Consider the following 20,216-nt stretch of genomic DNA (forward strand, 5'->3'; position numbering starts at 1 on the left):
GATCAGCGTGTAAAAGGTGTTCGCCGGCCGGTGGCATGCCACCGGCCGGTGTCGACTCAAGCGTGAGCGGAATACGTGTGCTGCAAGAGTATTTGCAGGCGCGCAAAGGCGTCAACCGCGGCCCGATCGGCGTCGGCTTCTTCACTGGGGGTGAAGGGCAGGGCGTCGAAGATCGCGTTGAAGGCTTTCCAGCCGCGCATGCGGCCGCCTTCGGGCTCGGCCAGGTGGCGGGCACCGAAGGTTTCGCTCAAGCCCATGGCCTCGGCACGCTTGATCAGAATGGCGGCGCCCAGCTTGGAGCCTTCCGACACGCGGATCCAGGTGAGGGCAGTGGCGCGGTTGGGGTTTTCCAGGGCGCCGGGCACGGCGGCCGGCACGCTCAGGCCCAGGTCGGCAAGGTCGGCCAGGGCGGCGTCGGCGCGGCAGCGCGAGGCCAGGTCGGGGAACAGTTGGTTCAGCTCCGGGTCGGTGTACAGGCCCTTGAGCTCGGACTGGAACAGGTACTGCATCTGCAGGAAACGGCCGTAGCTTTCACGGCTTTCGAACGGCGCGTGGGCACCCACGGCGTGTTCCAGTTCGTCGTGCAGCACGGCGCTGGCCTGGCGCAGGCGCAGCGAGCGCAGGGCCGGCTGCTCGGCCGCTGGGGCGGCGTTGGTTTCGATGGCACTCATATGCAGGATCCTGAAAAAAGGGAATGGCTGCCTTACTAGACGAATCAGCCGGGCAAACTCAGTAAAAAAAGTGCTGCGGTACCGTTGCCCAGGGCAACGGTACCGCGATTGACATCAGATGTCCCACACCAGGTTGACCGAGAAGTTGCGGCCAGGCTGGGTCAGGCGGTCGAGGTTGGCCGGTTGGGTAACCGCGGCCTCGCCGACGCTGTCGTAGCCGCGCACGTCATCCCACAGCCAGTATTTCTTGTCGGTCAGGTTGTACAGGCCGGCGCTGACGGTGACGTCCTTGGTGACCTTGTAGTAGCCGGTCAGGTCCAGGATGCCGAAGCCAGGGGTCTTGAACTGGGTGCTGGTGCCGTCCGGGGTGTGGAAGCTGCTGCTGTCCACGCGGTCCTTCTTCTTGACCACGGTCCAGCTCAGCAGGCCGCCGTAGTTGTCCTGGTCGTAGCCCAGGCCGAACACGCCGGTCAGCGGGTTGACGCTGTTCAGCGGCTCGCCGGTGTCGTCGTTGCGGCCGTAGGCGTAAGACACCGAGCCCTGGGTGTACAGGCCGCTGGCCAGGCCGAAGGTGTCCAGGTTCAGGCGGCCCTTGGCCTCGGCACCCTTGATGGTGGCCTTCTTGATGTTGACGCTCTGGAAGGTGGTCTCGGTGTAGCCCGGGGTCAGCGAGTTCTCGTCGATGAAGTCGTGGTACTTGTTGTAGAACACCGCCAGGTCGAAGGTGCCGTGCTCGAACTGGCCGCGCAGGCCGGTCTCGAAGCTCTTGCTGCTTTCAGGCTTCAGGTTCGGGTTGGGCGCCACGGTGTAGCCCTGGGAGGTGTTGGTGAAGCGGCCGTACAGCGCCTTGGCGGTTGGCGTGCGGAAGCCTTCGGCGTACTGGCCGTACCAGGTGTAGTTGTCGTTGAAGGCATAGGTCACGCCCAGGCGCGGGGTAGCCTTGTGCCAGGTCTTCTCTTCGGCGCTGACGTCGTCGCCGCTCTGGGCTGCAGTGTTGAGGAACTCCTGGGTGATGTGCGGCTTCATCTGCGTGTAGTCATAACGCAGGCCTGGCAGGAAGGTCCACTGGTCCCACTTGATCTCGTCCTGGGCAAACAGGCTGTAGGTGTTGACGGTCGGGTCCGGGAAGTCGCTGGCTGGCGTCAGGGTGTCGGAGGTGTTGGTGCTCACCGCGCCGATGGCGCTGCAGTAGGTGGCTACCGACATGCAGATGCCCTGGCCGGTCCGCAGGCCGGTGACCTTCTGCTGCTTGAGCGTGGTGCCGTAGGTCAGGTGGTGGTCGGTGTCGGCGATGGCGAAGGACTTGTCCAGCTGCGCATCGAAGATCCAGGTGCGTTCCTTGTACTGGGTGTCGCGGGTGCGGTACACCACGCGCGACGGGGCGTAGATTTCCTCGGTGCTCTCGTCGGTCTTGGCGATCTGGTAGTTCAGGCTCATTTTCACGTGGTCAGCCAGGTAGCTGTCCAGGCCAAAGCTGTTCTCGATGCCGAAGCGCTCGCGCGAGGTGGTGGTGTTGCCGCTGCGCGCCTTGTACATGCCAAAGCCGGCGCCGTTGACGAACGGGCCGCCCACGGCGCTTTTCTGGTTGGTGTCGCGGTCATCCTTGTACTTTTCGTAGGTCAGGCCCAGGCGTGCGTCGTCGCCGTAGTTCCAGCCCAGCTTGGCCAGCACGTTGGTGGTCTTGGCGTCCTCGGGGTTGGCCTCGGTGCGGCTCAGGCCGGTGCCGCCGTGGCTGCCGTAGGACTGGGTCTCGTGGCCGTCTCGCTGGCTCAGGTGCAGCAGGGCATCGAAGTCGCCTTCGCGGCCGGCGATGGTGCCGGACTTCAGCCAGCTGCGGTCGGCCGAGCTGTAGCCGGTTTTCAGGCGGGCGCCGAAGTCCTGGCCGGGCTTGATGATGTCGTCCGGGTCCAGGGTGTAGTAACTGACGGCGCCGCCGATGGCGCTGCTGCCGTACAGGGACGAGGCCGGGCCGCGCAGGATCTCCACGCGCTTGACGATTTCCGGGTCGACGTAGTTGCGGTTGGTCTGCGCGTAGGGGCCGTTGAAGAAGCTGGCCGGCACTTCCACGCCGTCGACCTGGGTGAGCACGCGGTCACCGTCGATGCCGCGGATGTTGTAGCCGCTGATGCCTGCGCGCTGGCCGGCGCCGCCCACCGACACGCCTGGCTCGTAGCGCACCAGTTCCTTGATGGTGTTGACGTTGTTGCGGTCCAGGGTCTGGCGGTCCTGCACGGTCACGGTGGCAGGCACGCTGTTGACGTCCCGGGCGTTGCGGGTGGCGCTGACGGTAACCTGCTGCAGGGCGATGGCGCCGTTGTTGCGGGCCTCCAGCACCACATTGTTGGGGCCCAGCTTGTGCACGCTCAGGTTGGTGCCCACCAGCAGGCGCTCCAGCGCCTGTTCAGGCTTGAGCGAGCCGCGCACGCCTGGCGATTGCACGTCCTTGGCCAGGTCTGCCGACAGCCCCACCTGCCAGCCGGTCACCTGGGTGAAGGCGTTGATGGCCGACACCAGCGACTGCTGGCCGATGGCGAAGCTGTAGTTGCCCATGGCCTGGCTGCCGCCGGCCGGTTCCGCGGCCACTGCCGGGGCCACCTGGGTGGCGGCGAGCAGAATGGCCATGGTCAGCACGGACAGCGTGCGTGGGCCGGGTTTGGCGGTGCTGAAACGATTGAAACCTGAGGACATCGAAGGGCGCTCCCTGTCGCGCGGCGTTATAGTTATGAACTGACTTAAAATGCGAATCAGTTGCATTGGCTATAACGAGACGAAGCAGGGTGCGTGATCGCGTAAAAATAAATTGGATCGCGCGTGGGAGCTGGCTTGCCAGCGAGCTTTTGGGCCTCAACAACTCGCTGGCAAGCCAGCTCCCACAAGGGTGGTCAGTTCAGGATCACCAACGCCGGGTACTCGCTCACCGACGCCGAGGTGATGTGCGCCAGCGAGCGCACCACGTCCAGCGGGTTCTCCAGGCGGTAGTTGCCGGTGACCTCGACCTTGGCCAGGCGCTCGTTGGTGTTGACGATCCACCCCGGGTAATACCGGCGCAGCTCGTCCAGCACCTGGCTCAACGGGCAGTTCTCGAACACCAGGCGGCCCTGCACCCAGGCAAGGTCTTTTTGCGCGTCCAGGTGCTGGCGCTGGCCAAAGCCCTTGGGCCCCACGCGGATGCTGTCGCCAGCGCTCAGGCGCACGTGGGCATCATCCTCGCTCAGCAGGTCGATGTTGCCGCGCTGCACCTGCACCTGGGCCACGCCGTCCAGCAGGCGCACGGCAAAGTCGGTGTCGCGCATGCTCGCGCGTACCGGGCCTGCCTGCAGTTCCAGCGGCTGCTGGCGGTTGCCGGCGACCTGGAAGAACGCCTCGCCCTGGTACAGGCGCGCCTGGCGGCGGTTCTGGTCGATGTCCGAGGAGAACGCCGTATTGGTGTTGAGCAGCACCCTGGAGCCATCGTCCAGTTGCAGGCGCTGGCGCTCGCCCACCACGGTGAGGTGGTCGGCCTCCAGGCGCAACGGCACGTTGGTGAAGCTGAACACCCCCACCAGGATGACCGCCGCCGCAGCCATGGGCTTGAAGAACGGGCGCAGCCGGGTGCGCCACGAGCGCGCGGCGACCGTCTGCAACTGCTGGGCGGCCTGATTCACCGCCGTGCCATTCCACACGGCGCTGGCACGGGCGAACGCCTGGGCGTTGGCGGGCGTGGCGGCCAGCCATTGCTCGAAGGCCAGGCGCTCGTCGGCGCTGGCGCATTCCAGGCGAATCAGCCAGTCCAGTGCCTGGTCCATGGCGCTGTCGTCGGCGGCGGGGTGTTCGGTCACGCGGGTTCCTCGGGCGGCGAGTACATGGCGGCGGTAAGGGGCAAAGCTTACCAAAGAGTCGGGGCCTGTGCGGTGAACGTCGTTTCACTTCAGAGGCGTCCTACAGCGCGTCTGTCAGACGTCCATTCGTTGCGCCACACCGACGCAGATGGCCATGATCAGTTTCAGTTCCTTCTGCACCGTGCTGGCGGACACGTCCAGTTCGCCGGCGATCTCCAGGTAGCTGCAGCCATGCAGCCGGCTGAGGATGAAAATGCGTTGTTGGCGGGCCGTCAACTGGCTCAGGCTGGTATTGAGGCGCATCAGCAGTTGCTCGGCATGGGCGGCTTCCTCCGGCGAGCTCTGGGTGGCCGCCACGTTGTGCACCACGTCGCTGGGCACGTCTTCGAGCATCGTGCGTTCCTGCACTCGGCGCGCGCGCAGGTGGTCCAGCGCCAGGTTGCGCGCGGTCTGGAAGACAAAGGGTTCAAGGTGCTCGATGGCGCGCTCGCTCAGGGCGCGCGTCACCCGCAGGTAGGTTTCCTGCAGCAGGTCTTCTGCGGTGCTGGGGTTGTCGACCATGCGTTGCAGCGTGCGCAGCAGGCTAAGGCGCTGGGCAAGGAAGACGGAATTAAAGTGTGACTGACTCACAGCGGTACCGGACCAGAAGGATGTTAATGATAATGCTTATCATCTATGCCTTTGGTCAAGTATTTCCGTGTAACAAACTCCGTAGCCGCTGCCTGGCGGCAGCGGCTACGGGTTGCAACCTACTGCGCGTTCCACAGCGCCAGGCAGTTATCCAGCATGCGGTTGCTGAAGCCCCACTCATTGTCATACCAGGCCATCACTTTCAGCATCTTGCCGGCCACCTTGGTGTGATTGGCGTCGAAAATCGATGAAAGCGGGTTGTGGTTAAAGTCGCACGACACCAGCGGCAGGGTGTTGTAGCCCAGGATTTTCGAATGCTGGGCTGCTTCTTTCATCAACGCATTGACCTCGTCCGCGGTAGTCTCGCGGGACAGGGTCAGGGTCAGGTCCACCAGCGACACGTTGATCACCGGCACGCGCACGGCCATGCCGGTCAGCTTGCCGGCCAGTTCCGGCAGCACCAGGCCCACGGCCTCGGCGGCGCCGGTCTTGCTGGGGATCATGGACTGGGTGGCCGAACGCGCCCGGAACGGGTCGCTGTGGTACATGTCGGTCAGCACCTGGTCGTTGGTGTAGGCGTGGATGGTGGTCATCAGGCCCTGTTCGATGCCCAGCTCGCGGTGCAGCACCTGGGCCACGGGCGCCAGGCAGTTGGTGGTGCACGAGGCGTTGGAGATGATCTGGTGCGAGGCGCGCAGCACGTCATGGTTCACGCCGTACACCACGGTGGCGTCCACGCCCTTGGCCGGTGCCGAGATGATCACCTTGCGGGCGCCGGCGCTGATGTGTGCCGCGGCCTTGGCGCGGTCGGTGAACAGGCCGGTGCATTCGAATACCACGTCCACGCGTTCGGCTTTCCACGGCAGGTCGGCCGGGTTGCGGATGGCGCTGACGGCAATACGGTCACCATTGACGGTGATGCTTTCCTGGTCCGATTCCACGGTGGCATCGAAGGCGCCGTGCACGCTGTCGAATTTCAGCAGGTGGGCGTTCATCGCGCTGTCACCCAGGTCGTTGATGGCGACGACTTGCAGGTCCTGGCGGTAGCCTTGGGTATACAGTGCGCGGAGAACGTTGCGGCCGATGCGGCCAAAACCGTTGATGGCAATTCGAAGAGTCATGTCGGTACCTGCGTTCAGATTGTGTGGGGCGCCCTATAGATGTGAAGCGGGGGAGCCGCAAAACGTTCACAGAATCTGTTTTGTTATTGGAATTACAAGATTATTCGCAAAAAAATAGAAAACAAGCCTTTTTGATGGCAATATTTTGTCTTATCTACAACGAGTGACCGGCGCGGCTGTTCCTGTTGATCAAAAGCAAGCCTATGCAACGAGCCTAGGCGGCGAATGGGATAATGGGAAGGAGTGCAGCGGTTGCCCCCATAGCCTGGAGTTCTTCACATGCATCCCCGTGTTCTAGAGGTTACCCAACGGCTGATTGACCGCAGCCGCGCGACGCGCGAGCGTTACCTGCACCTGATCCGCGGGGCTGCCAGTGATGGCCCGATGCGTGCCAAGCTGCAATGTGCCAACTTTGCCCACGGCGTGGCCGGGTGCGGCACCGAGGACAAGAACGCGCTGCGGATGATGAACTCCGCCAACGTCGCCATCGTGTCGTCCTATAACGACATGCTTTCGGCGCACCAGCCCTACGAAACCTACCCCGAGCAGCTCAAGCAGGCCCTGCGCGAGATCGGTTCGGTAGGCCAGTTCGCCGGTGGCGTGCCGGCCATGTGCGACGGCGTCACCCAGGGTGAACCGGGCATGGAGCTGGGCATTGCCAGCCGCGAAGTGATCGCCATGTCCACCGCCGTGGCGCTGTCGCACAACATGTTCGATGCGGCGCTGATGCTGGGCATCTGCGACAAGATCGTACCGGGCCTGATGATGGGCGCGCTGCGCTTCGGCCACCTGCCGATGATCTTCGTGCCGGGCGGGCCGATGCCGTCGGGTATCTCCAACAAGGAAAAAGCCGACGTGCGGCAGCGCTATGCCGAGGGCAAGGCCAGCCGTGAAGAGCTGCTGGAATCGGAGATGAAGTCCTACCACAGCCCTGGCACCTGCACCTTCTACGGCACCGCCAACACCAACCAGCTGCTGATGGAAGTGATGGGCCTGCACTTGCCGGGCGCCTCCTTCGTCAACCCGAACACGCCGTTGCGTGACGCGCTGACCGTGGAAGCGGCGCACCAGGTCACCCGCATGACCAAGGCCAGCGGCGCCAGCTTCATGCCCATTGGCGAGATCGTCGACGAAAAGTCGCTGGTCAACTCCATCGTTGCCCTGCACGCCACCGGCGGCTCCACCAACCACACCCTGCACATGCCGGCCATCGCCATGGCGGCAGGCATCATTCTGACCTGGCAGGACATGGCCGACCTCTCCGAGGTGGTGCCGACCCTGTCCCACGTGTACCCGAACGGCAAGGCCGACATCAACCACTTCCAGGCTGCCGGCGGCATGTCGTTCCTGGTGCGTGAGCTGCTGGCCGCAGGCCTGCTGCACGAAGACGTCAACACCGTGGCCGGCCATGGCCTGAGCCGCTACACCCAGGAGCCGTTCCTCGACAACGGCAAGCTGGTATGGCGCGAAGGCCCGGCCAACAGCCTGGACGAAAACATCCTGCGCCCGGTGGCGCGTGCCTTCTCCCCCGAAGGCGGCCTGCGGGTGATGGAAGGCAACCTGGGCCGTGGCGTGATGAAAGTTTCCGCCGTGGCCCCGGAGCACCAGATTGTCGAAGCCCCGGCGCGGGTGTTCGAAGACCAGCAAGACCTGGCCGACGCTTTCAAGGCCGGCGAGCTGGAGCGTGATTTTGTCGCAGTGATGCGCTTCCAGGGCCCGCGTTCCAACGGCATGCCGGAATTGCACAAAATGACCCCGTTCCTCGGCGTTCTGCAGGATCGCGGCTTCAAAGTGGCGCTGGTCACCGACGGACGCATGTCCGGTGCCTCGGGCAAAATCCCGGCGGCCATCCATGTCTGCCCGGAAGCCTTCGATGGCGGCGCGCTGGCCAAGGTGCGCGACGGTGATATCATCCGCGTCGATGGCGTCAAGGGCACCCTGGAGGTGCTGGTAGACGCTGCCGAATTTGCCGAACGCACGCCCGCCGCGGGCCAACTGGCCAACGCCGTGGGCTGTGGTCGTGAGTTGTTCGGTTTCATGCGGCTGGCCTTCAGCTCGGCGGAGCAGGGCGCCAGCGCCTTCACGTCCGGCCTGGAGATTCTCAAATGAAGCTCGCCCTTGTTGGCGATATTGGCGGTACCAACGCACGTTTTGCGTTGTGGGAAGACAACAACCTGCACTCGGTGCGGGTTTTCCCTACCGCGGACTACACCAGCCCCGAACAGGCCATTGGTGTGTACCTCAAGGACCTGGGCCACGCGCGCGGTGCCATCGGCGCCGTGTGCCTGGCCGTGGCCGGGCCGGTCAGCGGTGACGAATTCCGCTTCACCAACAGCCACTGGCGCCTGAGCCGCAAGGCTTTCTGCGAGACGCTGGCGGTTGAACACCTGCTGCTGATCAACGACTTCACCGCCATGGCCCTGGGCATGACGCGCCTGGAAGACGGCGAGTTCAAGACCGTCTGCCCCGGCAGCCCGGACCCCGAGCGCGCTGCCGTGGTCATCGGCCCTGGCACCGGCCTGGGCGTGGGCACCCTGCTGAACCTGGGGGGCGAGCGCTACATGGCGCTGCCGGGCGAGGGCGGCCACGTCGACCTGCCGGTGGGCAACGCGCGCGAGGCGCAATTGCGCCAGCACATCCAGAATGAGATCGGCCATGTCAGCGCCGAGACCATCCTCAGTGGTGGCGGCCTGCTGCGCCTGTACCAGGCCGTGTGCGCCGTGGATGGCCACGAAGCCAGCCTGGCCACGCCTGCGGCCATCACCTCGGCGGCCCTGGCCGGCGAGCCGGTGGCACTGGCGGTGATCGAGCAGTTCTGCCGCTTCCTGGGCCGCGTGGCGGGCAACAATGTGCTCACCGTCGGCGGTCGTGGCGGCGTGTACATCGTGGGCGGGGTGATCCCGCGTTTCCTCGAATTGTTCCTGGCCAGTGGCTTCGCCGACAGCTTCGCCGACAAGGGTTGCATGAGCGAATACTTCCAGGGCATTCCCGTCTGGGTTGTGACCGCCGAGTTCTCGGGGCTGATTGGTGCGGGTGTGGCCTTGCAGCAAGCACGGGGGTAGGCGTTTAATCTGCGTTTATTGATCGGGCGTCTCGACCCGACGCTGGACACAAGGACGCAGCACGTGACCACTGCCGGCAAAACGATCCTCCTGGTCGACGACGACCAGGAAATCCGCGAACTGTTGGACACCTACCTCACCCGTGCCGGCTTCACCGTGCGCACCACGGGTGACGGCCAGCAATTTCGCCAGGCCTTGAACGAGGCTCCGGCGGACCTTGCCATTCTTGACGTGATGCTGCCCGACGAAGACGGCTTCAGCCTGTGCCGTTGGGTGCGCCAGCACCCCCGCCAGGCGCAGATGCCGATCATCATGCTCACCGCCAGCTCCGACGAGGCCGACCGCGTCATCGGCCTGGAACTGGGCGCCGACGACTACCTGGGCAAGCCCTTCAGCCCGCGTGAACTGCAGGCGCGCATCAAGGCCCTGCTGCGTCGCGCACAGTTCGGCCAGGAGCGCGGCGGCGAGGTGGTGGCGTTCGACGACTGGCGCCTGGACATGATCAGCCACCGGCTGTTCCACACCGACGGCGAGGAGGTGTTCCTCTCGGGCGCCGATTTCGCCCTGCTCAAGCTGTTCCTCGACAACCCCCAGCAAATCCTCGACCGCGACACCATCGGCAACGCCACCCGTGGCCGCGACCTGATGCCCCTCGACCGTATCGTCGACATGGCCGTGAGCCGCCTGCGCCAGCGCCTGCGCGACACCGACAAACCGCCCCGGCTGATTCGCACCGTGCGCGGCAGTGGCTACCTGCTGGCGGCCAACGTTGTCACGGCTTAAGCGCCTGGTGCCGCGCTCGCTGCTGGGGCGCATGCTGCTGCTGACCCTGCTGGTGGTGCTGCTGGCGCAGGCGCTGTCGAGCCTGATCTGGGTCTCGCAGCTGCGCGCCACCCAGCTTGAAGGCCTGGTCACCAGCGCCCGCAGCCTGGCCCATTCGATGTCGGCCAGCGTCAGCTACTTCCGCTCGCTGCCGCTGGCCTACCGGCCGATGGTGCTGGACCAGCTGCGCAGCATGGGCGGCACGCGCTTCGTGGTGTCGCTCAACGACCGCCCGCTGGACATGCGCGTGCTGCCGGCTACCCAGCGCAAGACTGCGGTCATCGATGCCGTCGACGAGGTGCTGCACGAAAGCCTGGGCTCGCAGATGGACATTTCCGTGCAGTTCGTCAGCCCCCAGGACCTGCGCATCTTCAACAGCGGCCTGGCCCTGGACGAGCTGCCGCGCTCGTGGGCGCACTACTCGCTGACCCTGGAACCGGTGAACCCGCCGGTGCTGGTCACGCAGATCCGCCTGGGCGAGGGCGAGTGGCTGTACATCGCCTCGCTGCTGCCCGAGCCCTACACCAGCCTTGAGGAAGAAGGCCTGCCGGCCCAGCAATGGTGGTTCATACTGCTCACCAGCTCGTTCCTGCTGCTGTTCATCGGCCTGCTGGTGCACTGGCAGAGCCGCCCGCTCAAGCGCCTGGCCCGCGCTGCGCGAGAGCTGTCCCTGGGCGCGGAGCCCGAGGAACCGGAAGTAGAGGGCGGCGGCAGCGAAGTCATCGAAGTGAGCCGCGCCTTCACCGCCATGCGCGGGCGCATCAGCCGCTACCTCACCGAACGCAGCCAGCTGTTCAGCGCCATTTCCCACGACCTGCGCACGCCCATCACGCGCCTGCGCCTGCGCGTGGAACTGCTGGAAGACGACCCCCTGGCCGCCAAGTTCACCCGCGACCTGGACGAACTGGAGCTGCTGGTAAAAGGCGCCCTGCAGTGCGTGAAAGACACCGACATCCACGAGAACATCGAACCGGTGGACCTCAACCACGTGCTCGATTGCCTGATCGAGCCCTTCGTCGCCCCCGAAGGCAACGGCCGCGTGACCCTGCACGGCGGCGCGTGGAAGGCCTACCCGGGCAAGCCGCTGGCGCTGAAGCGCTGCATGGGCAACCTGATCGACAACGCCTTGAAGTATGGCGAACGGGCGCATTTGTCGATCCAGGACAACGCCAAGGCGTTCATCCTGCACGTGGACGACGAAGGGCCGGGGGTGCCGGCGCAGCGGTTGGAGAAAGTGTTCGAACCGCATTTTCGCCTGTCGGGCAACCAGCATGGCTATGGGCTGGGGCTGGGGATTGCGCGCAATATTGCGCACAGCCACGGCGGTGAAGTCAGCCTGCAGAACCTGCCCGAGCGCGGGTTGCGCGTAACCCTCTACCTGCCCCGCACCTAACCTGTAGCCGTGTAGCGCCCGTGAGATCGAGCGCCGCCCGCGCGGCGCTTCGCGGCCACGGGCCGCTCCTACAGGTTGTTTCGGGCCAATTTTGCCTGGAGGATTGCCTGGGCCTGCCTTGATGGCACCACTGCGGATCTACAGTGAACCAACAGGGCGGACCCGGGAGATATCACTGGTACAACTGGCCCGAAACAAACCGTAGGAGCGGCCCGCGGCCGCGAAGCGCCGCGCGGGCGGCGCTCGATCGCAAGAACGCCAAAAAACTAACGACTTGCACCTCTAAATCCCACTCGAATCCCCTTCGTCACCCTTCAGTGACATTTCATTCCCTGCCTCCCAGCCGCCCATTGTTTAAACTCCCTCCACCCACAATAAAAAAACCAAGGCACTCCCATGGACAGGCTGCACCTGGACTTCAACAGCTGGCTCAACACCCCCGCCCATCACCACTGGCTGGCCGCCGAAGGCCTGCGTTTGCTGGATTTTGCCCGCGCTTCGCGGCTGCCCGAAGGCTTCGGCCACCTGGATGAACGCGGCTGGCTGCCCGATGCGCCGGCGCAGACGCTGATCACCGCGCGCATGACCCACAGCTTCGCCCTGGGCGCCCTGCAAGGCCTGCCCGGCTGCGCGCCGTTGGTGGACCATGGCCTGGCCGCGTTGAACGGTTGCCTGCGCGACGCCGACCAGGGCGGCTGGTACGCCGTGGCCCACGCCGCCGACGGCGATATGGGCAAGGCCGCCTACCTGCACGCGTTCGTGGCGCTGGCCGCCAGCAGCGCGGTGGCGGCGGGCCGGCCGGGCGCCCAGGCGTTGCTGGACGAAGCGGTCGAGGTGATCCACACGCGCTTCTGGAACGAGGAGGAGGGCGCCATGCGCGAGTCCTTCGACCGCATCTGGAGCCGCGAGGAGGCCTACCGCGGCGCCAACAGCAACATGCACAGCGTCGAGGCGTTTCTGGCCCTGGCCGACGCCACCCACGACCCACGCTGGCTGGAGCGCGCCCTGCGCATCGCCGAGCGGGTGATCCACCAGCATGCGGCGCACAACCACTACCGGGTGATCGAGCATTTCCACCCCGGCTGGGTCGCCGACTTGGAATACAACCACGCCCGCCCCGATGACCCCTTCCGCCCCTATGGCAGCACCCCGGGCCACGCCTTCGAGTGGGCACGCCTGCTGCTGCACCTGGAAGCCGCGCTGCTGGACGCCGTGCGCCCGGCACCGACCTGGCTGCTGGCCGATGCCCGCGGGCTGTTCGAGCAGGCCTGCCGCACCGCCTGGAGCGTCGACGGCGCGCCGGGGCTGGTCTACACCCTGGACTGGCAGGACCAGCCCGTAGTGCGCCAGCGCATGCACTGGGTCACCTGCGAGGCCATCGCCGCCTCGGCCGCGCTGCTGCGCCGCACCGGCGAGCACGGTTACGAGCAGTGGTACCGGGACTTCTGGGAATTTGCCGCCGAGCACCTGCTGGACCGCGAGCATGGCAGCTGGCACCACGAACTGGACGAGCACAACCGCCCCGGTGCCAAGGTCTGGGCCGGCAAGCCCGACCTGTACCACGCCTTGCAGGCCGTGCTGTTGCCGCGCCTGCCGCTGGCGCCCAGCCTGGCCTGCGGCCTGGCGAAACTGGGCGGCCAGCACATTGTCACCGGCTGGTGACAATTGTGCATCGCTTCGTTACCTGGCGTACTAACCACCCTGTTTACACTCCATCGCAGCGCAAGCATCAGACTTGCAATGCATAACAACAAAAAAAGGGAATCCGATGAACGCGATCAATCGCCTCGCCGCTGTCATTTCGCTTGCCACCCTGTTTCCCCTCGCCGCCCACGCTGCCGATTCCAAAGGCAACGTCGAAGTGGTGCACTGGTGGACCTCGGGCGGTGAAGCCAAGGCTGTGGGTGTCCTGAAACAACTGGTCGAGAAAGACGGCTACACCTGGCAAGACAGCGCTGTCGCCGGTGGCGGTGGTGCCGCCGCCATGACCGTGCTGAAAACCCGTGCCGTGTCGGGCAACCCGCCATCTGCCGCGCAGATCAAGGGCCCGGACATTCAGGAATGGGCTTCGCTGGGCCTGCTGACCAACGTCGACGACGTGGCCAAGGCCAACCACTGGGACACGCTGCTGTCCAAGACCGTCTCCAACACCATGAAATACGAAGGCCACTACGTAGCCGTGCCGGTGAACATTCACCGCGTCAACTGGCTGTGGGTGAACCCGGAAGCCTTCAAGAAGGCCGGCATCGCCAAGGCCCCCACTACCCTGGAAGAACTCTACGCCGCCGGCGACAAGCTGAAGGCCGCAGGCATCATCCCGATCGCCCACGGTGGCCAGCCGTGGCAGGACAGCACCGTATTCGAAGACATGGTGCTGAGCATCATGGGCGCCGACGGCTTCAAGAAAGCCTTCATCGACCAGGACGAGGCCACCCTCACTGGCGCGCAGATGACCAAGGTGTTCACCGAGCTGAAGAAACTCAAAGGCTACATGGACCCGGACGGCGCAGGCCAGGACTGGAACCTGGAAGCGGCCAAGGTCATCAGCGGCAAGGCCGGCATGCAGATCATGGGCGACTGGGCGAAGAGCGAGTGGAGCGCGGCAGGCAAGAAAGCCGGCACCGACTACGAGTGCGTGCCGTTCCCGGGCACCCAGGGCAGCTACACCTACAACATCGACTCGCTGGCCATGTTCAAGCTGGCCAAGAAGAACGATACCCCCGGCAACAACGCTGCGCGTGACGACCTGGCCAAGGTCGCCCTGGAGCCGGAATTCCAGTACGTGTTCAACCAGAACAAAGGCTCGATCCCGGTGCGCAATGACCTGGACATGACCAAGTTCGACAGCTGTGGCCAGGCCTCGGCCAAAGACTTCGCCGAAGCCGACAAGGCCGGCAAGCTGGAACCGAGCATGGCGCACAACATGGCCACCTCGCTGGCGGTACAAGGCGCGATCTTCGACGTTGTCACCAACTTCATGAGTGACAAGAACGCCGATCCGGCCAAGGCTGCCAAGCAACTGTATGCGGGCATCTCGTCGGCCAAGTAACACCGACGGATAACGCGTCCGATACCTGCGCCGGGGTTCCCTCTCCCAATCCCCCGGCGCAGGCATTCGGTGCCGATTGACCTTTACCCTGGATGTTCCCGATGAGCTCTGTGGCTGTGTTCAGCAAGGCCTCGCCGTTCGACGCGCTGCAACGCTGGTTACCCAAAGTGGTGCTGGCGCCTAGCATGCTGCTCGTGCTGGTCGGTTTTTATGGCTATATCTTCTGGACGTTTTTGCTGTCCTTCACCAATTCCACCTTCATGCCGACGTACAGCTTCGTCGGCCTGCAGCAATACGCGCGCCTGCTCGACAACGACCGTTGGTGGGTAGCGAGCAAGAACCTCGCCGTGTTCGGCGGCATGTTCATTGCCATCAGCCTGGTGCTGGGGGTGTTCCTGGCCGTGCTGCTGGACCAGCGCATTCGCCGCGAAGGCTTCCTGCGCACCATCTACCTGTACCCCATGGCCCTGTCGATGATCGTCACCGGCACCGCCTGGAAATGGCTGCTTAACCCAGGCCTTGGCCTGGACAAGATGCTGCGCGACTGGGGCTGGGAAGGCTTCCGCCTGGACTGGCTGATTGACCAGGACCGCGTGGTGTACTGCCTGGTGATCGCCGCGGTATGGCAGGCCTCGGGCTTTGTGATGGCGCTGTTCCTGGCGGGCCTGCGCGGGGTCGACCAGTCGATCATCCGTGCCGCCCAGGTGGACGGCGCCAGCCTGCCCACCATCTACCTGAAGATCGTGTTGCCCAGCCTGCGGCCGGTGTTCTTCAGCGCCTTCATGATCCTGGCGCACATCGCCATCAAGAGCTTCGACCTGGTGGCGGCAATGACCGCCGGCGGCCCGGGCTACAGCTCGGACCTGCCCGCCATGTTCATGTATTCGTTCACCTTCAGCCGTGGCCAGATGGGTATCGGTTCGGCCAGCGCCATGCTGATGCTGGGCGCGATCCTGGCGATCCTGGTGCCGTACCTGTATTCGGAATTGAGGACCAAGCGCCATGACTAATGCCTATGGCAAATCCTCGCTCAGCTTCAGCCGCGTGGCCATCTACGCAACCCTGCTGTTGGCTGCGGCGGTGTACCTGGTGCCGCTGGTGGTGATGCTGCTGACCAGCCTCAAGACCCCTGACGACATTCGTACCGGCAACCTGCTGAGCCTGCCTGAAGTGGTCACCGGCATTGGCTGGATCAAGGCCTGGGACATCGTCGGCGGGTTCTTCTGGAACTCGGTGAAGATCACCGTGCCGGCCGTGCTGATTTCCACCTTCATCGGCGCCATGAACGGCTACGTGCTGTCCATGTGGAAATTCCGCGGTTCGCAACTGTTCTTCGGGCTGCTGCTGTTCGGCTGCTTCCTGCCGTTCCAGACGGTGCTGCTGCCGGCCTCGTTCACCCTGGGCAAGCTGGGCCTGGCCAACACCACCACCGGTTTGGTGATTGTTCACGTTGTGTATGGGCTGGCATTTACTACGCTGTTCTTCCGTAACTACTTTGTCAGTGTGCCGGATGCCCTGGTAAAGGCTGCGCGGCTGGACGGGGCGGGGTTCTTCACCATCTTCAACAAGATCCTGCTGCCCATGTCGGTGCCGATCATCATGGTCTGCCTGATCTGGCAGTTCACCCAGATCTGGAACGACTTCCTGTTTGGCGTGGTATTCGCCAGTGGCGACTCGCAGCCGATCACCGTGGCGCTGAACAACCTGGTGAACACCAGCACCGGTGCCAAGGAATATAACGTAGACATGGCCGCGGCAATGATCGCCGGCCTTCCGACACTGCTGGTGTACATCATGGCCGGCAAGTATTTCCTGCGTGGGCTCACTGCCGGCGCGGTCAAGGGGTAGAAACATGGCAACGCTAGAACTGCGCAATGTAATCAAGACGTATGGCGCCGGCCTGCCGGACACCTTGAAAGATATCCAGCTGAAGATTGATTCGGGTGAATTCCTGATTCTGGTCGGCCCTTCGGGTTGTGGTAAATCCACGCTGATGAACTGCATCGCCGGCCTGGAAAACATCACCGGTGGCGCGATCCTGGTGGACGACGCCGACATCAGCGGCATGAGCCCCAAGGACCGTGACATCGCCATGGTGTTCCAGTCCTACGCGCTGTACCCGACCATGACTGTGCGCGAGAACATCGCTTTCGGCCTGAAGATTCGCAAGATGTCGGCCGCCGCCATCGACGAGGAAGTGGCGCGCGTATCCAAGCTGCTGCAGATCGAGCACCTGCTGACCCGCAAGCCCGGCCAGCTCTCGGGCGGCCAGCAACAGCGCGTGGCCATGGGCCGGGCGCTGGCACGCCGGCCGAAGATCTACCTGTTCGACGAACCGCTGTCCAACCTCGACGCCAAGCTGCGCGTGGAGATGCGCACCGAAATCAAGCTGATGCACCAGCGCCTGAAAACCACCACGGTGTACGTGACCCACGACCAGATCGAGGCCATGACCCTGGGTGACAAGGTGGCGGTGATGAAGGACGGCATCATCCAGCAGTTCGGCACGCCGAAAGAGATCTACAACGACCCGGCCAACCTGTTCGTGGCCAGCTTCATTGGCTCGCCGCCGATGAACTTCATCCCCCTGCGCCTGCAGCGCAAGGATGGCCGCCTGCAAGCGCTGCTGGACAGCGGCCAGGCGCGCTGCGAACTGCCGCTGGGCACCAGCGACGCCGGGCTTGAGGACCGCGAAGTGATTTTGGGCATGCGCCCCGAGCAGATCGTGCTGGCCGGCGCCGAGGCCAATGGCCTGCCGACCATTCGTGCCGAGGTGCAGATCACCGAGCCGACCGGGCCCGATACCCTGGTTTTCGTCACCCTCAACGGCACCAAGGTGTGCTGCCGCCTGGCCCCGGACGTGGCGCCACAGGTGGGTGAAACACTGAATCTGCAATTCGATCCGGCCAAGGTGTTGTTGTTCGACGCCAAGACCGGCGAGCGCCTGGGGGCGGTGGGGCGTGCACAGGCACCCGTGGCGGGCGACAACGTCGCCCAGTTCAAGGGCCGCTGAATTCGAGCCGGGCGGCCTGTCGCCCGGTAACACCGATTTACACCGCGTTTAATCAACAGCCAATAACAATAAGACGAGGAAGCAAGGGATGAAAAAGCGCATGAATACCAAGTTGGCACGCAATCGTTTGTTGCAGGTGTCGGTGCTCAGTGCACTGGGGCTGGCCGGCAGCGCCCATGCGTACGACGCCTTCGACCCTGAATCGCCATGGATGCTCGGCGACTGGGGTGGCGAACGTACGGAGCTGCTGAAAAAGGGTTATGACTTCACGCTGGAGTACGTGGGGGAGGCGGCTACCAACGTGAAGGGTGGTTACGACAATGACCGCACCGCACGTTACAGCGACCAGTTCGCCCTGGGCGTGGACATGGACCTGAACAAGATCCTGGGCTGGAAGGATGCCGAGTTCAAGCTGACGGTCACCGAGCGTAGCGGCCGCAACATCTCCAACGACCGCATCGGCGACCCGCGCGCCGGCACCCTCAGCTCGTCCCAGGAAGTGTGGGGCCGCGGCCAGACCTGGCGCCTGACCCAGATGTGGTACAAGCAGAAATTCTTCGACGGTGCGTTGGACGTCAAGGTCGGCCGCTTCGGCCCGGGCGAAGACTTCAACAGCTTCCCGTGCGACTTCCAGAACTTGACCTTCTGCGGCTCGCAAGTGGGTAACTGGGTGGGTGGCATCTGGTACAACTGGCCGGTCAGCCAGTGGGCCGGGCGCATCAAGTACAACATCACCCCCGAGTTCTACGCGCAGGTGGGTGCGTTCAACCAGAACCCGTCCAACCTGGACCGCAACAACGGCTTCAAGCTCAATGGCAGTGGTACCAAGGGCACCCTGTTGCCGGTTGAAGTGGTGTGGAGCCCGCAGGTCAATGGCCTGCCAGGCGAATACCGCCTGGGTTACTACTACAGCAGCGCCAACGCCGACGACGTCTACGAAGGCGCCGATGGCCAGCCGCAGCCAGTGTCGGGCACCTACAAGGAGCATAACGGCAAGCACGGCTGGTGGATCGTGGCGCAACAGCAACTCACTACCCACAACGGCGATGCCAGCCGTGGCTTGAACGTGTTCGCCAACTTCACGGTGCACGACAAGGCCACCAACTACATCGACAACTACCAGCAGATCGGCCTGGTCTACAAAGGTCCGTTCGACTCGCGTCCAAAGGATGACATCGGCGTAGGTATCGGCCGTATCCACGTGAACGACGATGCGCAGGACCGCGCCAAGCTGGTCAACCAGTTGAGCGGTATCGACGACTACGACAACCCAGGCTACCTGCCGGTGCAGGACACCGAGTACGACGCCGAGATCTACTACGGCTTCCACGTCACCAACTGGCTGACCGTGCGCCCCAACCTGCAATACATCAAGCACCCAGGTGGTGTTGACCAGGTGGATGACGCCATCGTGGCCGGCCTGAAAGTGCAGTCCAAGTTCTAAACCGTTGTAGGTGGCGGCTGCCTGAAGGCAGCCGCCACCGCTTGCCCCTTGTAGCAGCGGCCGCAGGCCGCGTCGCGAGCACCCCGTTACCTCGGGACGCGGCCTGGTGGCCGCTGCTACGTCTGCTCTGTGAGTGCATGCGGCAAAAAGCTCGGCGAAAATTCGGTTTATATCGGTAAGATAGCGCTACCTCTAACAATATCAGCCGTACCCAGGTGAGCTTTCACGCCCGTGTCCAGGATTTCTACTGCCATGCACGACCACCCGCTCCAGCGCTTCTTCAAATCGCAGCGGCCTCGGCCTACCTTTGAGTGGGAGCGTTTTCAGCAACGTGACGTGCTGGTCATCGACCACCCCAAGTGCCAGGCCGTGTTCAGCCGCCAGGGTGCGCAACTCCTGCATTTCCGCCCACAGGGCCAGAAACCCTGGCTGTGGTGCTCGGCGCACTGGCCACAGGCCGGCGCCATTCGTGGTGGTGTGCCGGTGTGCTGGCCGTGGTACGGCCGCCACCCCAGCGAAGGCATGTGGCCGGCCCATGGCTGGGGCCGCCTGGTGGATTGGAAACTGCACGCCAGCAGCGAAGACGAAGAGGGCGTGACCCTGCACTGGCGCCTGCTGCTGTGCGACTGGCAGGTGGACCTGCACGCACGCCTGGGCGACCAGATGGAGCTGCGCCTGAGTACCGAGCACCAGGACAGCGAGCCCTGCCAGCTGAGCCATGCACTGCTGGCCTACTGGCGCATCGGTGACGTGAACGAGGTGACCCTGGCTGGGCTGGAAGGCGTGCAGAGCTACGACAAGCTCAGCCGCAAGACCACCACCCAGAAGGGCGACCTGCAAGTGACCGGCGCCTGCCAGCGAGTGTTCAGCGGCGCCAACCAGGTGCAGCTGCAGGACCGCGCCTGGGCGCGCAAGTTGGCCATTCACACTGCCGACAGCGACGACACGGTGGTGTGGCACCCCGGTTCACGGCCGCTGATGGGCGTGGCCGGCAATGAAAGCCAGGGTTTCCTGTGCGTGGAAGCCACCAGCGGCAGCCAGGACAACCTGAGCCTGGCGCCGGGCGAGAAAGCCCACCTGAGCCTGCAGGCGCGCCTGCTCAACTGACGTAGCAGCTGTCTTGTGGGAGCTGGGGTGGCCCCGCCGGGGGTTTGGGGGCACAACGACCCGGGGGCCCCCCCCCCCCCCCCCCG

General features: G+C 64.4%; 16 protein-coding genes. 11 read left to right on the top strand and 5 right to left on the bottom strand.

The window, feature by feature from the left end; translation table 11 throughout:
- Positions 1 to 56: 56 nt before the first annotated feature.
- The 5 genes from AC0SZ7_RS22765 to gap all read right to left on the bottom strand — a co-directional run bounded on the left by AC0SZ7_RS22765 (position 57) and on the right by gap (position 6,240).
- Entirely contained in the window at positions 57 to 671 is a 615-nt protein-coding gene (locus AC0SZ7_RS22765; protein WP_475506475.1) for a biliverdin-producing heme oxygenase, read from the bottom strand.
- 114 nt (positions 672 to 785) lie between these two features.
- A complete protein-coding gene (locus AC0SZ7_RS22770; protein WP_475506476.1) occupies positions 786 to 3,359 on the bottom strand; it encodes a TonB-dependent receptor in 2,574 nt (857 codons plus the stop codon).
- 194 nt (positions 3,360 to 3,553) lie between these two features.
- Positions 3,554 to 4,456, bottom strand: coding sequence for a FecR family protein (locus tag AC0SZ7_RS22775; RefSeq protein ID WP_475506526.1), 903 nt, complete (start codon positions 4,454 to 4,456; stop codon positions 3,554 to 3,556).
- A 147-nt stretch (positions 4,457 to 4,603) separates the two neighbouring features.
- On the bottom strand, positions 4,604 to 5,119 hold the full coding sequence (locus AC0SZ7_RS22780) for an RNA polymerase sigma factor (RefSeq protein ID WP_475506477.1): 516 nt from the start codon (positions 5,117 to 5,119) through the stop codon (positions 4,604 to 4,606).
- 119 nt (positions 5,120 to 5,238) lie between these two features.
- Entirely contained in the window at positions 5,239 to 6,240 is a 1,002-nt protein-coding gene (gene gap, locus AC0SZ7_RS22785) for a type I glyceraldehyde-3-phosphate dehydrogenase (protein ID WP_475506478.1), read from the bottom strand.
- Between the two features lie 279 nt (positions 6,241 to 6,519).
- Between gap and edd the strand changes: the two genes are divergently transcribed.
- The 11 genes from edd to AC0SZ7_RS22840 all read left to right on the top strand — a co-directional run bounded on the left by edd (position 6,520) and on the right by AC0SZ7_RS22840 (position 20,130).
- Positions 6,520 to 8,349, top strand: coding sequence for a phosphogluconate dehydratase (edd, locus tag AC0SZ7_RS22790; protein ID WP_475506479.1), 1,830 nt, complete (start codon positions 6,520 to 6,522; stop codon positions 8,347 to 8,349).
- Positions 8,346 to 9,302, top strand: a complete 957-nt coding sequence (locus tag AC0SZ7_RS22795) for a glucokinase (RefSeq protein WP_475506480.1) — start codon at positions 8,346 to 8,348, stop codon at positions 9,300 to 9,302. The genes edd and AC0SZ7_RS22795 overlap by 4 nt, the downstream gene beginning before the upstream one ends.
- 63 nt (positions 9,303 to 9,365) lie before the next feature.
- The gene (locus AC0SZ7_RS22800; protein ID WP_416422665.1) at positions 9,366 to 10,085 is read left to right on the top strand and encodes a response regulator; all 720 of its coding nucleotides are present in this window, start codon (positions 9,366 to 9,368) and stop codon (positions 10,083 to 10,085) included.
- Between the two features lie 31 nt (positions 10,086 to 10,116).
- Entirely contained in the window at positions 10,117 to 11,517 is a 1,401-nt protein-coding gene (locus tag AC0SZ7_RS22805) for a sensor histidine kinase (RefSeq protein ID WP_475506527.1), read from the top strand.
- A gap of 396 nt (positions 11,518 to 11,913) precedes the next feature.
- Positions 11,914 to 13,179 (top strand): D-mannose isomerase, encoded by a 1,266-nt coding sequence (locus AC0SZ7_RS22810; RefSeq protein WP_475506481.1) that lies wholly within the window; start codon positions 11,914 to 11,916, stop codon positions 13,177 to 13,179.
- Positions 13,180 to 13,285: 106 nt separating this feature from the next.
- On the top strand, positions 13,286 to 14,566 hold the full coding sequence (locus AC0SZ7_RS22815; RefSeq protein WP_475506482.1) for an ABC transporter substrate-binding protein: 1,281 nt from the start codon (positions 13,286 to 13,288) through the stop codon (positions 14,564 to 14,566).
- Positions 14,567 to 14,667: 101 nt separating this feature from the next.
- Positions 14,668 to 15,576 (top strand): carbohydrate ABC transporter permease, encoded by a 909-nt coding sequence (locus tag AC0SZ7_RS22820; protein WP_475506483.1) that lies wholly within the window; start codon positions 14,668 to 14,670, stop codon positions 15,574 to 15,576.
- Entirely contained in the window at positions 15,569 to 16,414 is an 846-nt protein-coding gene (locus AC0SZ7_RS22825; RefSeq protein ID WP_475506484.1) for a carbohydrate ABC transporter permease, read from the top strand. Before AC0SZ7_RS22820 ends, AC0SZ7_RS22825 begins: the two co-directional genes overlap by 8 nt.
- Positions 16,415 to 16,418: 4 nt before the next feature.
- Entirely contained in the window at positions 16,419 to 17,579 is a 1,161-nt protein-coding gene (locus AC0SZ7_RS22830) for an ABC transporter ATP-binding protein (RefSeq protein ID WP_475506485.1), read from the top strand.
- 100 nt (positions 17,580 to 17,679) lie between these two features.
- Positions 17,680 to 19,023: a carbohydrate porin gene (locus AC0SZ7_RS22835; RefSeq protein ID WP_475506486.1), complete on the top strand. Its 1,344-nt coding sequence runs from the start codon at positions 17,680 to 17,682 to the stop codon at positions 19,021 to 19,023.
- A gap of 252 nt (positions 19,024 to 19,275) precedes the next feature.
- Complete coding sequence (locus AC0SZ7_RS22840) at positions 19,276 to 20,130, top strand: D-hexose-6-phosphate mutarotase (RefSeq protein ID WP_475506487.1); 855 nt, start codon at positions 19,276 to 19,278, stop codon at positions 20,128 to 20,130.
- Positions 20,131 to 20,216 lie beyond the last annotated feature (86 nt).

It is taken from the genome of Pseudomonas sp. JC1203 (assembly GCF_056175065.1).

Coding starts and splice junctions, on each gene's coding strand:
- AC0SZ7_RS22765 (WP_475506475.1), bottom strand. CDS start 671: ATGAGTGCCATCGAAACCAACGCCGCCCCAGCGGCCGAGCAGCCGGCC.
- AC0SZ7_RS22770 (WP_475506476.1), bottom strand. CDS start 3,359: ATGTCCTCAGGTTTCAATCGTTTCAGCACCGCCAAACCCGGCCCACGC.
- AC0SZ7_RS22775 (WP_475506526.1), bottom strand. CDS start 4,456: ATGGACCAGGCACTGGACTGGCTGATTCGCCTGGAATGCGCCAGCGCC.
- gap (WP_475506478.1), bottom strand. CDS start 6,240: ATGACTCTTCGAATTGCCATCAACGGTTTTGGCCGCATCGGCCGCAAC.
- edd (WP_475506479.1), top strand. CDS start 6,520: ATGCATCCCCGTGTTCTAGAGGTTACCCAACGGCTGATTGACCGCAGC.
- AC0SZ7_RS22795 (WP_475506480.1), top strand. CDS start 8,346: ATGAAGCTCGCCCTTGTTGGCGATATTGGCGGTACCAACGCACGTTTT.
- AC0SZ7_RS22805 (WP_475506527.1), top strand. CDS start 10,117: ATGCTGCTGCTGACCCTGCTGGTGGTGCTGCTGGCGCAGGCGCTGTCG.
- AC0SZ7_RS22810 (WP_475506481.1), top strand. CDS start 11,914: ATGGACAGGCTGCACCTGGACTTCAACAGCTGGCTCAACACCCCCGCC.
- AC0SZ7_RS22815 (WP_475506482.1), top strand. CDS start 13,286: ATGAACGCGATCAATCGCCTCGCCGCTGTCATTTCGCTTGCCACCCTG.
- AC0SZ7_RS22820 (WP_475506483.1), top strand. CDS start 14,668: ATGAGCTCTGTGGCTGTGTTCAGCAAGGCCTCGCCGTTCGACGCGCTG.
- AC0SZ7_RS22825 (WP_475506484.1), top strand. CDS start 15,569: ATGACTAATGCCTATGGCAAATCCTCGCTCAGCTTCAGCCGCGTGGCC.
- AC0SZ7_RS22830 (WP_475506485.1), top strand. CDS start 16,419: ATGGCAACGCTAGAACTGCGCAATGTAATCAAGACGTATGGCGCCGGC.
- AC0SZ7_RS22835 (WP_475506486.1), top strand. CDS start 17,680: ATGAATACCAAGTTGGCACGCAATCGTTTGTTGCAGGTGTCGGTGCTC.
- AC0SZ7_RS22840 (WP_475506487.1), top strand. CDS start 19,276: ATGCACGACCACCCGCTCCAGCGCTTCTTCAAATCGCAGCGGCCTCGG.